Below are 13,191 nucleotides of genomic sequence, written 5' to 3'. Positions count from 1 at the left end.
TATGACATTACCAAATAGAAAAAAAATATTCAAACAGTGGGTAAGAAAATTTCATTTATGGGCTGGCTTGGGTATTGGCAGTATTATTTTTATTATCTCTGTTACAGGTTGTTTGTATGTATTTAAAGATGAAATTCAAGACATTTTGCGAAAAGATGCTATGTTTCATAATGAGCTTGACATAGATAAAAAACAAGTATTACCTATTCATATACTAGAAAAAAAAGTAAATGAATATACACAAGAAAAATATCCTGTACACTGGGTAAATATTCCAATTGACAGAAATGAAAGTTATAGATTTTACTATTACGAAAAAAATCCTGAAACGACTTGGAATTATTTTGATGAATTTATTATCTATAAGTCTGTCTATATTAATCCTTATACAGGAGAAGTTTTGGGTACTTTTGATGAGAAAAATGGTTTTTTCGGAGTTGTTTTAGGCATACATTTTTCTTTATTACTGTCACGTCCTATTGGAAGTTGGGTAGTCGGAATTACTACTTTGCTATTTATTGGAATGCTCATTTCAGGAATTATAATTTGGTGGCCAAAAAACAAAAAAGCTAGAAAACAGCGTTTTTGGTTTCCTAAAAAAAATCTAAAGAATTGGAAAAAGTTTAATTATGATTTGCATAATATTTTAGGATTTTATGCTTCTTTTGTCGGAATCATAATTGCGATTACAGGCTCTTTTTATGCCTTCTTCTTTGTTAGAGCTTTGATATATCTTGTCTTTTCGGGTGGACTTACACAATATCCTGATTTTTCAGAATACAAAACGACCTCTCCAAAAACAGAACGAACAGCAACCACTCTAGATAAAATAGCAACACAAGTCGAAAAATTGTATCCTGAAGCCTATGGATATAGTATTGACTTAGGGCATGAGCATTTAGACGAACATTCGCACCCTGCTTTTTCAATTTATATTCAACAGAAAAAAGGCGTTTATTATATCAATAATGAAGTTTTCTTTGATGAAAATTCAGGTGAAATGCTTTATAATCGTCCTCACAAAGAAAAGAATTTTGGAGAAAAAGTAATTGCAGCCAACTATGATATTCATGTAGGTGCAATTTTAGGACTAGGAGGAAAAATCTTAGCTTTTTTAGTATCACTTATTTGTGCATCCTTGCCAGTTACAGGTTTTATGATTTGGTGGCAAAGGCACAAAAAAAGAAAGAAACGTTTAAGGATAATTGAATAATTATATAAGCCTGAATAGTTTTTGAGTTAGTTGGTCAGACCAAACTATTCAGGCTATATATAACTTACTGATGCAAATTAAGCAACAGTGGCAGCAGAAGACAATGAACTTTCAATCCAGTTTTTCGCCTCCTCTGTATTGTCAAAATACTGTACCTCAAAGCTCTGCGCTCCTTTTTCACCTTCCATAGTTTGTTCAATAGAAAGTTGTGAAATAAACTCTTTTGATACGATAATAGCATATTTTTTAAGTCCTGCTGCTATAAAACGAGGAAAAACCTCATTATCTACCCAGCTTTGTAGTTCTATCGTAATAGTGAAAGAAAAATCTCGTGTGTCGTCTAAGAAATATTTGGCATTGTATTTTTCAGCACACTCTGCTATTTTATTTATTTCAGCAGTAAAGTCATCTTCCTCAAGTTCTTCAGATTTTGGAGTCCAAGATTTTGATAGTATAGATTTAGATTCATCAAAATTAATAGTTTGATATTCGCTTTTGTAAATTTCCATGATAAATAGGATGAGATTATTTTTTAATTAAGGAATTATTGAAATAGTATTTGCTCTTACAGAAGAATGAAATAGAATAGGATAATATTCTTATTCATAGCTTACGTTTAAGAAATAAATTTAGTTATTTGTCCTGCGATAAACTAATTATAGTGCTTGTATTTAGCACCTATGTAGGGATTATCTTAAAATTATACATATTATTTTTTACAGTTTTTCTACTAAATTAGTATTTACTAATACCACCTAGATACTTGAGTATATATAACTTTAGCTCAGAATAATATTTTGTATTTATTCAAGTCGGTAAAGATAGATTATTTGAAAAAAATAAATCTTTCAAAATTAGAAGTAATTACTTGTATTTACTTAGAGATATTTATATAGAGTCAAGAAAATAAAAAATGCCCTATTATTCGTAAAGCATTGAATATTTTATATATTGCACTCTGTAAATTTTTATTCTAAAAAAAAATCTATTCTATTTATGTCAAGATTTCAAGATAAAGTTTGTATTGTTACAGGTGGAGGTAGTGGTATTGGATTAGCTGCTGCTCGTTTACTTTTAGCTGAAGGAGCAAAAGTTATGATTAGTGGTCGTACACAAGAAAAGCTTGAAAAGGCTTGTAAAGAACTTGGTGGCGACAAGATACGCAGTATAAAAGCTGATATTTCAGTAGCAGCTGACCGTCAAGCTCTTGTAAAAGAAACGGTAAAAGCTTTTGGCAAAATAGATGTATTGTATATTAATTCGGGCATTGCTAAAGCAGCTCCTATCGATCAGATGACCGAAGAAATATATGATGATGTTTTGGCTATCAATCTTAAAGGACCTTATTTCCTGATTCAGGCAGCTTTACCAGACATGAATGATGGAGGTTCAATTGTATTTACAGGCTCTATATCTAATCAAATCGGACAACATTCATTGAGTGCGTATGCTGCTAGTAAAGCTGGATTGCGTTCGCTTGCCCGAACACTTAGCACTGAATTGCTACCACGCAAAATTCGTGTTAATATGGTTAGTCCTGGTATTACAAAAACTCCTATCTTGGATATGCCTGGACTTTCAGTAGATGAAGTACAAAAGATGATTCAATCTTTAGCTTCTCAAAATCCAATGAAACGCATTGGTCAACCTGAAGAAATTGCTAAAGCAGCCTTATTTTTAGCATCTGATGAAGCTTCCTATATATTAGGTACAGAAATTATTGCTGATGGAGGCTTTACACAATTACAGCTTACTTAGTATATAAAAACGAAAGATTTAAGAATTATAAAAAAACCGAATAAATTGTTTTAAACAAGTTATTCGGTTTTTTTTAGTAGCTCTGTTAGGAATCGAACCTAAATTTTGAGCGTCGGAAGCTCACGCACTATCCATTGTACTACAGAGCCTTTTTTAGTTCAATTCGTAATTAATTGTTACCAATTTCCTGCTGTGTCGTTAAAAATATCAAACACAATTCTATCCAAAATAATTTCTACTAGCTGTTCTTCCACTTGTGAAAGTGTTTGATTTTGCTCAAAATCTTCAAATTGTGTATATACTTTATCATCAAAAGATTGGTCTTCTTCGACAACATTATAATAAGTCACTTCCATTTTGATTTGCAAACGCTGAATAGTTGCAACTTGCGATCCTCCTTGTGGTGCAACAGGAATAACTTCATAACCTACAATTCTTCCTTCAATCTGCATATCTCCCCCAGCTTGAACTAATCCTAGACGGGTATTTCGAAGATAAAATTCACGCAATTTTTCAGTTGCATTAATTGTAATTGTTGGAGGTCCTTGTCCTGCATCATTCAAAATTGGCTGGATAGAAAGCGTTTTGATTTTGGTATAATCAATTGTTCCACCATTTAGTTTAAAAAGAGATGCACCTGTACAGCTTGATAGAAGAAGAATCAAGTTAAAAAGGAAAATTTTATTTATATATTTATTTATCATTATTATTTATTTCAGCGTTATTTTCTGATTTTGTAACCAGTGTTGATACTTTGTTGTTAATGAGTTTTGCTCTTGTTAAAACACAAAATTATCTATTTTATTTCAGTCTAGAAATTCAATTAACCATTAATAACTCACAATTAACTATTGTTTATTTATCCAGTTCGTATTGTTTTATTTTTCTATATAAAGTACGCTCCGAAATTCCTAAATCTTGTGCTGCATATTTTCTACGATTATTATTTTTATCTAATGCCTTAATAATCATTTCTTTTTCTTTTTTCTCTAAAGAAAGTGTTTCCTCTTCTGGCTCTTCCTCTGGTTCGTTGTAATCTTCTACTTCTTTAGCATATTCTATGGCAGCATCATCTTGTTCATCTTCAACCTGATTGTAATTAGCAGAATTTGGATTGGAGGGATTGAGATACAAAGGCAAATTAGAATTTTTATCGGCATAAGATTCACTATTCTTAGCTACATCATCGAAAAGATGTTCGTATTTTTGCAACATTCCTGCACTTCCTTGTCCTTCCAAAATATTCAAAACGAGTTGTTTGAGTTCGGTCACATCTCTACGCATATCAAACAATATTTTATACAATAAATCTCGCTCTGAAAAGTTATCTTTTGCTTGCTCACTTCCCGAAAGTGCTGGAAGTGTATTTGCTCTTGGAGCATTTTTTGGCAAATAATTTTTCAATATTTCTGCATCAATATTCCTATTATCACCTTCTAAAACAGACATTTGTTCTACCAAATTTTTGAGCTGACGAACATTTCCAGGAAAGGGATAAGAAAGCAAAATTTGTTTGGCATCTTCATCCAAAATAATTGGTTTGCTACGATAACGCTCTGAAAAATCACCTGCAAACTTGCGAAAAAGAAGCTCCACATCATCTTCTCTATCTCTTAGAGGAGGAACAAAAATTGGAACAGTATTGAGACGATAATATAAATCTTCTCTAAATTTTCCTTCTTCAACAGCCTGAACCAAGCGTACATTTGTAGCTGCCACCACCCTAACATCTGTCTTTTGAGGTTTTGAAGAACCCACTTTTATAAACTCTCCATTTTCTAAAACTCTTAAAAGCATTGCTTGTGTATCAAGAGGCATTTCTCCAATTTCATCTAAAAAAATTGTTCCTCCGTCAGCTTCTTCAAAATATCCTTTTCGTGTTCCTGCTGCCCCTGTAAAAGAGCCTTTTTCGTGTCCAAAAAGTTCAGAATTGATTGTTCCTTCAGGAATTGCTCCACAGTTAATGGCAATAAAAGTAGAATGTTTGCGTGTACTGAGTTGATGAATGATTTTAGAAAACGACTCCTTTCCTGTTCCACTTTCGCCTGTAATCAAAACGCTCATATCTGTATTGGCAACTTGTGCAGCGACTTTTATGGCATGATTGAGCAAAGGAGAATGACCAATAATTCCGAAACGTAATTTTATGGGCTGAACATCTATCATAGTCAAGGTTTACGTGTTTTTAGCAGGAAAAAACTATTTCTTATTGAAAAAATATCAATTATGTAAAATAATAATAACACAATTGCAAATATGCTTCAAAGATACGTAAAGAATTGAATTGTTATTCAAAAAATATGTCAAAAAGTCAGTTAAAAATGAGTTTAGTGAATAGTGGTGACTTAAAAAAAATGAATAATTAGAATAATTAGCGAGTGATTTGGCTTCGCTGAGCTGTTGGTTTTAGGATTACTCTGATAATTACAGGATAATATATTACTGTATTTTAATTATTCATAATAATAAAAAGAAGTATTTTTTAGTATACTCACCTTGTATTTCATACTACAAATCACTTGCTAATTAGTCTTTTATTTTTTCTGACTACTTACGTGTATTAGAAGTTAATTTAGGTGTAGCAATTTTAATTTTCTGTTTTTCCATCTCTATATCTAATTGTTTTACTTCTCCACAAAATTCCCCATCAATTTGAAAGCTAATTGGATAATCTGTTTGAATAAGTGCTTTTTTTGTTCTTATAATTTCGATAGCATCATCTTCTAAAGGCAGATTACCAAATAATATTTTCAATATAAGAGATAGTTCTAAACTTCTAAAAATAACAATTTCAAAGACATCATCATCTACTTTCCCTAGTGGATTTACAACTACACCTGTTCCATATTTACTTGAATTGGCTATCAAAATTACTTTTGCTTGCGTTTCAATTTGTGTATCTGGAGTAGAAATAGTAGCATTAAAAGGTTCTTTGTTTTCTAAAATGGTAGGAAACATTTGTAAAAAATAACCTAGTTTTCCATGTATTTTGCTATCGTGATAGTTTTTAATAAGTTCAGCATTGAGTCCCAAATCGCTCAAATGAAAACTCTTCATCTTGTTGATTGAAATGCTATCCACCTCTTTAAAATTATCTTGTAGAGCAATTTCTAAACAGGTTTCTAAGTCGTTGGGCAAATCCAAATCCTTGGCTAATCCATTGGCAGAACCCATTGGTAAAATCCCAAAAATAATGTCTTCTTTAAAAAGTGTTTCAAAAACGAATTTGATTGTTCCATCTCCTCCTCCAATTACTACTTTTTTAGGTTTGTACTTAGTATATAGTTTTTTTATTTCTGTCTCATCAGAAGGTTCTTCTTTATTTCCTGTTGTTTCATAATAGACAAAATTATATCCTTTGTTTTCTATATATTCTTTTATTATATACTTTTCATTTTTCTTATCTGTTCCTCCTGCTAGAGGGTTTATGACTAAAAAAATGAAATTATCGTTTTTATTTTTCATGGGTTTATGTGAGTTTTAGTTGTTTATATCAAACTAGATTTTGATTTGCTTGTTATGTCAGAAAAGAAATTAATTAAAAAAACTTCTATGAGTTCAAATATTATAAGAAAAGATAATCTAAAAGCTGATATAAAATTATATAGAGGCTATGCCAGTGACAAGTTATTGGTTGTTTTTGGACATGTTTTCAAAAAATCGCCTGTTCCGTTGAGTGAAAAAACAAAATTCAAACATGCTTATTCTGTTCTTCGTACTTTCAGAAGAAAAACCATTTCGAATGCAGATGTGTATCTTCATTATAATAACAAAAAAATACATAGCAAAACGCTCAAAGATGGATATTTTCGTTTTTCTATTCCTTTAAACCATTTTTCTGATGACCATTTTAAAAATGGTTGGAATAAAATAGAAGTAGAATTAAATCATGAAGGCAAAAGCATAAAAAGAACTACTGAAATTTTGCATCCTTATGATGGAAAGTTAGCTTTTATTTCAGACATTGATGATACTTTTTTGATTTCTCATACCAATAATTTATTAAAAAAATTATATGTTTTGTTATGGAGAAATGTAAATGACCGAAAAGTATTTGAAGATGTAACATCACATTATGAGTTGCTTAGTAAAGCCAACCAAGAAAAAGGAGAAACAAATACTTTTTTTTATGTTTCTAGTAGTGAGTGGAATTTATATAATTTTATTGAACGTTTTACCCAAATTCAAAATTTACCTAAAGCTGTCATTAAACTAAAAAGCATCAAAACTAATCTTTCAGATTTTCTTTTTACAGGAAGAGGAGGACATCATCATAAATTTGATAAAATAAAAGATATTATAGAGTTTTATCCACATCTTCGCTTTGTTCTTTTAGGAGATGATTCTCAAGCAGACCCTACTATTTATGAGGAAATTTGTAAGACTTTTCCTCAAAGTATAAAAGCAATTTATATTCGTCAGACTGAAAAGAAGCAAAAAAGTAGTACACAAAAAATCCTTCAGAATATGGAAAATCTCAATGTAAAGACATGTTATTTTATCAAAAGTGAAAAAGCAATGTTACATTCTAGGGAAATTGGTATTGTTTAAGTTTTATTTTACTACTGAAAAAATCAGTAATCCAATAACTATTACAATCCCTACACCTGTGAGAATTGTATTTATAGCTAAATTAGATTCTAACATTTTATTTTGTTTTTCTAGTCCTTCTATTTTCTTATTTAGAGGCTCAAAATGTTCTTGTAATTTTTCATTTTGTTGTCTTAAAGATTCTCTTTGTTCTTTTATTCTATCTAAAACTAATTCATGATTTTCCTGTACACTATTTTTTATTTCTCTAACAGATTGATAAATATTATTTGACTTTTGACTTAATATTTCTAAACTTGAACTAATTTCATTTGTAGAAGTATGAATATTAGCTAGTTTTTCATGAACTTCTTTGAATTGTTTTGTAAAATCAATTTCCTCAAAACGGTTAGCCTGATTAGAAAGATTTGAAATGACTCTTTGTAAATCCTCTGTTCTAGTTGCTAATTTTATATACTCAACTTGTAAATCTTTTTGCGTTTGCAGAATAAATTCTTTTTGCAATCCTTCAAACAAAATATTAAAATCCGTATCTGATAATCTTGAAATTTGGATTTTGAATTCTTGTATTTTTCCCTCAAATGCTGTTGTTTTTTCAGTAAGAGAAGTATTAATTTTTTCTAAATAAGAATTTGCTGTTTTTGCAATAGCATCAGTTTTAACATCTATTTTTTTATATTCAAGCTCTAAATCTTTTTTAGATTGTGAGATAAACTCTTTTTGTAACTCTTCAAATAAAACATTAAAATCAGCTTTCGATAATCGTATAATTTGCTCTTTAAATTCTGCTAATCTTGTTTCAAAATCTGTTATTTTATTTACAAAAATCTTGTTATTTCCATCTAAATATTTTTCACTTGCCTTACCTAATGATTCTGTATATTGAATAGAAATCTCCATTATTTCCTCAAACAAATTATTAAAATACAAAGGAATTTCTATATTTTGATTGGCTAAATCTGTTATCTGTTTCTGTGATTTGTCTAGTTTTTCTTGGAATTTATCTAGCTCTTTTATTTTTTTACTTAAAGCTGTTATGTTCAGATGCGATTGCTCAATAATTTGGTCATAATTTTTAGGCATAAGAATAGTAGTTTAATGAGTTTGTGAGTTAGGATAAATCAATAGAAAGCATTTTTTCTATTTCTAAAGATTGAAGTTCTAATAATAAATTAAGACGAATAAGTTTAATATCTTTAAAAGAAGGATTATCTAGTAAAATGTTTTCTTCAAGTCTATTAAAATATTCATTAAATATTTTTTCTACTTTTATAAAATCGTTTTGATGAAAATTTTCATCTTTGTAGAACTTTCTGAAACCTTGTTCTAAATCTCCATTAGCTTCTGAAATATAAGACGTATTATTGACACAATACATAGAAAAGGCTTTTAATAGACGTAAAACCCACTCTTTTTCTAAATCTGTTTGAGTAAGCGACCTCAAAATTTTCTTACACGAACCTATTAAATGTTTGTAGTTATTTTGTGGAGTTCCTTGCAGTGCTAAAACATCTAAATATTTTGTTAGAATTTCGTCTTCATTCAAGGTCTGTTCTTTTTCCCTATTTTTATAATCGTATAATAAAGAAAACGGTTTTCCTTCAATTTTGAAATCACGACGAGCATATTTTGCATTAAAATAAAAATAGATTTGTTCTTTGATGTGTTTGTTTTGTTCAAACCAATCAAGTTTATATTTCTCAACTGTAATAGTTTCGTTTAAAATGCTTTCTACTTCTGAAATTGCTCTTTCTTTTTTACTAGCTATTTCTTTATATGAAAATTCAGATAAAAAGTACAAACATTCCATTATATTCTCAACTATTGTTTCTTTACTGCATCTCTCATTTAATGCTTTAATTTGCTTCGAAACTTCGCTTTCAGAAAAATATTTTTTTAAGTAAATCTCTATCTTATCAATATAATTATTTATAGAATTGTATTTATTAAAAGTGCATTCAGACAAACTATTTTTTTGATAGTCTATTGTGTAATCACTCAAAAAACCTGCACAATACATTCTGTAGATAAGTCTTCCTGTATCGTTGCTTAGTTCTGTTCTATCTCTATTATAAAGAAATCTTAATCTTCGTTTTTTCTCTTGTAAAGCAGTATCTCTTACATCATCTCCCACTTCCCTTAAAAGAAGTATAAAGTCTTCAAAGTCGGCTGAATTATTCATAGCTTTTTTCACTCCTTCGCTATACTTCATCATAAAATTAGGAGGTTTAATTTCTTTTTCTGGGTTTACCTCTATGAGTTTACAAATTTCTATTTCTACATCTGAATACTTTTTTTCTTTCCCAATAAAAAATTTGAACGTACTATCCTCTGCTTTATTAAACTCTTCTATCAAGGGATCTTGTTTTTCTATATGATGCTGTTCTTTTCTGTCTATAAATGAAAACAAAGGCAATGCTTCTACATTTTTACTTTTGATAAAATTAAGAATATCGTTTAAAAGAATATCATCTTGACTGTAATGTATAGATCCTCCTACAGTTACTAAATTTAGATAACCTAAACTTTCTCCCTGTTCAGATGCTATGTATAATCTATAATTACCGTTTCTTTTCCAAAAATTGAAAGTGAAACTTGTTTGATGAATTGCATTATATTCCTCTTCCAAAACTTTACTTACTTTCTTTTCAGAAAATTCTTTGTACTTGAATAAATTATAAATTTGACTTATTTCTGTATCTATCCCTTTAAATGAATTATTATAAAAATAATCATGCGTTTCTCTATCAGAATAATGATTTGTAATAAATTTATTCAAACGCTCTATTAGTTCTTTCTTTAGCGTATCACTAGTATATTTAAGCGTTTGAATAGTGTCATTAATAGTTTCTTTCAAACTTTCTTCTGTAATAAAATTTTCGCCTATAATATTTTTTCGTATTGCTTTTCTATGAAAAGTATTAATAATAGGTTTGAAAGTTTCATCTTCAAAACTGTCTTGTCTTAAACATAAATGAGAAAGAGTATAAGTTACATTTTTAGATAAAATTACGTTGGCTTGTGCTATTTTTTTATCTCTCCCTGCTCTCCCTGCTTCTTGCACAAAACTTTCCAGAGAACTCGAATAAAGAATATGATAAGTAGAACGAATATCCAGCTTATCAATTCCCATTCCGAAGGCTTTTGTACAAACCATGTGGTTTAATCTATCATTAGTAAAATCTTCAAAATGCTTTTGTACAATTTTTTGTATTTCTTTTGCTTCAAAATCTACTCCATGAAAAAAACCTACAGAATTAGATTGTATTGCTCCAAAAACTTCTTCTACACTTGTATCTCTATTTGCTTTGACAGGGCAAAATATTATAGAACACAAATCATTATGATTTACTACTTCAGGGTTTTCGCTATCTAATAAATACTTATATTTTGGTTCAAATTCTAGTTCATTACTTTCTTTATCTTTTGCAAAATCCTTTTTATCAAACTCATCAAAATGATGGAATTGAGATTTTTCTAAAACTTCCTTTGTATTTAATGCTAAAAGATTTTGTTTCATATTTACAAAATCATTGTTAAGCACTTGCATTCTATCTTTTCCTGTTGCATCAATTACTCTAAAAAATAATTCTGGACGAATAGTATTTTCTATCATAATAATTGCATTAGAAACATCATCATGACGAATATCTAATTCTCTTTCAATATCTGCCAAAACATCAAAAGAAGCTGTCGCAGTAAGTCCTATCAAACAAACAGGTTTTTTGCTTTTGGTAGGTAAATAGTTTTGTGCATTTTTTCCTAACATCAAATAAGTAGTTCTGAAGTCGTGTCCCCATTCCGAAACACAATGCACTTCATCAATTACACAATAGCCAAACGACAACCCAAAAGGAGTAGCAGGAATAGTCATTAAAATCTCTCTAAACTCTTTAATTACAAAACGCTCTGGAGAAATAAACATAAATAATGTTTCGCCAAATCTAAAGTTTATTTCTTTCTCTTTTCTTTCTTCTCTTGATAAATTTGAATTAATAAAATCACAACAGTCAATCCAATTGGTTTTCAAAACTCGTACTTGGTCTTCCATTAATGATTTTATAGGATCGACTACTACACAAAGGGCAGGTTGCAAAAATGCTGAAAGTTGGAAAGTAAGTGATTTTCCCCCTCCTGTTGGTAATAATCCAATGACAGGTTTGAGCTGTAAGGCTCTTGAAATAATGGGAAGCTGTCCTTCTCTAAACTCTTTTTTGCGAAAGATAGTCTGAATGAAAAAATTGATATATTTTTCACTCTCTTCTATTGATTTATATGAACTATCATCTTGTTTTTCTACTAATTTTTTATAATTTAGTAATTCAGTACAATATGTTCGACGAGCATTTCCAAAACTGTTATCTACAAAATGGGCAGAACGAATTTTGATGATTTCTTTTGAATTACTCTGAAAAGTAGTTTCTTTATAAACATTCGAACGCCTTAAAATAGAATGGTCTAAGATAATATCAAAATCATTTTTTTGAAAATGGGCTTCATTTTGAAGAGTAGCATCAAGATGTAATTTTTTATCTAAAACATATTTCTCATTCTGAAAAGTAGTTAGGTTAATTTTTGGAAAATGTTGCTTTTCATTCTCTTCTAAAAGACCATTTATATTTAAAATTAATTCTTTCAAAGATTCAATAGCCAAAGCACCACATGGAAAATCTCGTTCAATAATAGCAATATTCAATTCCTTTTTATTGAGTTGTTCTGAATTTGCTAAAAAATATTCAATGAGCGTTTTTTGTATTCTTGCAACAGCTAAAGGAATAAAAATTAGACTATACTCCTCTAAAAAATCAGAAATAGTTATCTGATAATTACTTTGATAAATTTGATAACTTGCTCTGCTAAAAATGGCTTCTAGTGTTAAATCTGTTTTTTCTCCTTGTAGCTCTGTAATTCTAAAGGTTTCAAAATTGGCATCTTCTGCCTTTGCATCTCTGTAAGTATCGTATAATTTATAATCGTAATTTTGATGATGTGAGCCATCCACTTCTACAATAAAACCTCTTGTTCTGTTTGTGTTTTTTCCTAATTCTGCATCAAAAGTATGATAAGGTGAAGAGTAAGAAAAATCTACACTTCTACCTCCATTTACTTCTTTATTTATAGTAGAAAAATCTCTTTGTGATTGAAAAATTTGCTTTAAAAATGGATAATCTGATAGAGTTTTATTTAAAAAATTCCATTCAAAATCACTTCCCTTACCTCCATATTCTGTTTTAGAAATAGCAAGATTAGGTTCTATAATATGTAGCAAATCAAAAACGGTTTCGTATCCTATCTCATTTATTGAAGTAGAATAATCAAATACATATTCTTTCTCATTATCCTTCAAAAGACCTATTTCTACAAATATTTTTTCTACTAATAAAGGTACTTTAGTGGGAAGTCCTCTAGTAATAATGTTATTCAAAACTGCTAAAACAGGATTTAATCGTTCAAAATTTACCTTCTGTACATTTGGAAAATAAACATCAAAACAACTTACATAATCTAATAAACCATCTATTTGCCCTAGTTTACTCTTTTTAGTTTGTTCGTTTTCGTCGCTTTCTAATAATTCTTTTTTATATTCTGAAATCGTTTTTGCAATGGTATCACAAATATAACCTGCTTTAAGATTTTTATATTTTTGCATAAGTTTAGACAAGATAAAA

Annotated in this window: 9 protein-coding genes and 1 tRNA gene; 3 read left to right on the top strand and 7 right to left on the bottom strand. The window is 29.4% G+C overall.

Features of this window, described 5'->3' with window-relative positions:
* The first annotated feature begins 1 nt into the window (after position 1).
* Positions 2-1,213, top strand: a complete 1,212-nt coding sequence (locus tag V9L04_RS11200; RefSeq protein WP_338789884.1) for a PepSY-associated TM helix domain-containing protein — start codon at positions 2-4, stop codon at positions 1,211-1,213.
* A gap of 77 nt (positions 1,214-1,290) precedes the next feature.
* Here the strand turns inward: V9L04_RS11200 and V9L04_RS11195 are convergent, their stop codons facing one another.
* On the bottom strand, positions 1,291-1,722 hold the full coding sequence (locus tag V9L04_RS11195) for an STAS/SEC14 domain-containing protein (protein ID WP_338789883.1): 432 nt from the start codon (positions 1,720-1,722) through the stop codon (positions 1,291-1,293).
* Between the two features lie 487 nt (positions 1,723-2,209).
* Here V9L04_RS11195 and V9L04_RS11190 point away from each other — a divergent pair, with 487 nt between their 5' ends.
* The gene (locus V9L04_RS11190) at positions 2,210-2,971 is read left to right on the top strand and encodes a glucose 1-dehydrogenase (RefSeq protein ID WP_338789882.1); all 762 of its coding nucleotides are present in this window, start codon (positions 2,210-2,212) and stop codon (positions 2,969-2,971) included.
* A 77-nt stretch (positions 2,972-3,048) separates the two neighbouring features.
* Here the strand turns inward: V9L04_RS11190 and V9L04_RS11185 are convergent.
* From V9L04_RS11185 to V9L04_RS11170, 4 genes are all read right to left on the bottom strand, one after another.
* Positions 3,049-3,120: transfer RNA gene (locus V9L04_RS11185), tRNA-Arg, on the bottom strand.
* Between the two features lie 27 nt (positions 3,121-3,147).
* Positions 3,148-3,675, bottom strand: coding sequence for an LPS assembly lipoprotein LptE (gene lptE / locus V9L04_RS11180; RefSeq protein ID WP_338789881.1), 528 nt, complete (start codon positions 3,673-3,675; stop codon positions 3,148-3,150).
* A gap of 151 nt (positions 3,676-3,826) precedes the next feature.
* Positions 3,827-5,137: a sigma-54 dependent transcriptional regulator gene (locus tag V9L04_RS11175; protein WP_338789880.1), complete on the bottom strand. Its 1,311-nt coding sequence runs from the start codon at positions 5,135-5,137 to the stop codon at positions 3,827-3,829.
* A 381-nt stretch (positions 5,138-5,518) separates the two neighbouring features.
* Complete coding sequence (locus V9L04_RS11170) at positions 5,519-6,436, bottom strand: diacylglycerol kinase family protein (RefSeq protein ID WP_338789879.1); 918 nt, start codon at positions 6,434-6,436, stop codon at positions 5,519-5,521.
* An 87-nt stretch (positions 6,437-6,523) separates the two neighbouring features.
* Here V9L04_RS11170 and V9L04_RS11165 point away from each other — a divergent pair, with 87 nt between their 5' ends.
* Entirely contained in the window at positions 6,524-7,522 is a 999-nt protein-coding gene (locus tag V9L04_RS11165; RefSeq protein WP_338789878.1) for an App1 family protein, read from the top strand.
* Between the two features lie 3 nt (positions 7,523-7,525).
* On the opposite strand, the gene V9L04_RS11160 is transcribed toward V9L04_RS11165, so the two are convergent.
* Together V9L04_RS11160 and V9L04_RS11155 are read right to left on the bottom strand one after the other, a co-directional pair.
* Complete coding sequence (locus tag V9L04_RS11160; RefSeq protein ID WP_338789877.1) at positions 7,526-8,605, bottom strand: hypothetical protein; 1,080 nt, start codon at positions 8,603-8,605, stop codon at positions 7,526-7,528.
* A gap of 28 nt (positions 8,606-8,633) precedes the next feature.
* A complete protein-coding gene (locus V9L04_RS11155) occupies positions 8,634-13,172 on the bottom strand; it encodes a DEAD/DEAH box helicase (protein WP_338789876.1) in 4,539 nt (1,512 codons plus the stop codon).
* Positions 13,173-13,191 lie beyond the last annotated feature (19 nt).

It is taken from the genome of Bernardetia sp. MNP-M8 (assembly GCF_037126285.1).
Classification (GTDB): domain Bacteria; phylum Bacteroidota; class Bacteroidia; order Cytophagales; family Bernardetiaceae; genus Bernardetia.
This window is presented reverse-complemented; position numbering and strand designations above follow the sequence as displayed.

What these genes read in the sequence shown, in the direction of transcription:
- V9L04_RS11170 (WP_338789879.1), bottom strand. Translation starts at nt 6,436, where the DNA reads ATGAAAAATAAAAACGATAATTTCATTTTTTTAGTCATAAACCCTCTA.
- lptE (WP_338789881.1), bottom strand. Translation starts at nt 3,675, where the DNA reads ATGATAAATAAATATATAAATAAAATTTTCCTTTTTAACTTGATTCTT.
- V9L04_RS11190 (WP_338789882.1), top strand. Translation starts at nt 2,210, where the DNA reads ATGTCAAGATTTCAAGATAAAGTTTGTATTGTTACAGGTGGAGGTAGT.
- V9L04_RS11195 (WP_338789883.1), bottom strand. Translation starts at nt 1,722, where the DNA reads ATGGAAATTTACAAAAGCGAATATCAAACTATTAATTTTGATGAATCT.
- V9L04_RS11160 (WP_338789877.1), bottom strand. Translation starts at nt 8,605, where the DNA reads ATGCCTAAAAATTATGACCAAATTATTGAGCAATCGCATCTGAACATA.
- V9L04_RS11175 (WP_338789880.1), bottom strand. Translation starts at nt 5,137, where the DNA reads ATGATAGATGTTCAGCCCATAAAATTACGTTTCGGAATTATTGGTCAT.
- V9L04_RS11155 (WP_338789876.1), bottom strand. Translation starts at nt 13,172, where the DNA reads ATGCAAAAATATAAAAATCTTAAAGCAGGTTATATTTGTGATACCATT.
- V9L04_RS11200 (WP_338789884.1), top strand. Translation starts at nt 2, where the DNA reads ATGACATTACCAAATAGAAAAAAAATATTCAAACAGTGGGTAAGAAAA.
- V9L04_RS11165 (WP_338789878.1), top strand. Translation starts at nt 6,524, where the DNA reads ATGAGTTCAAATATTATAAGAAAAGATAATCTAAAAGCTGATATAAAA.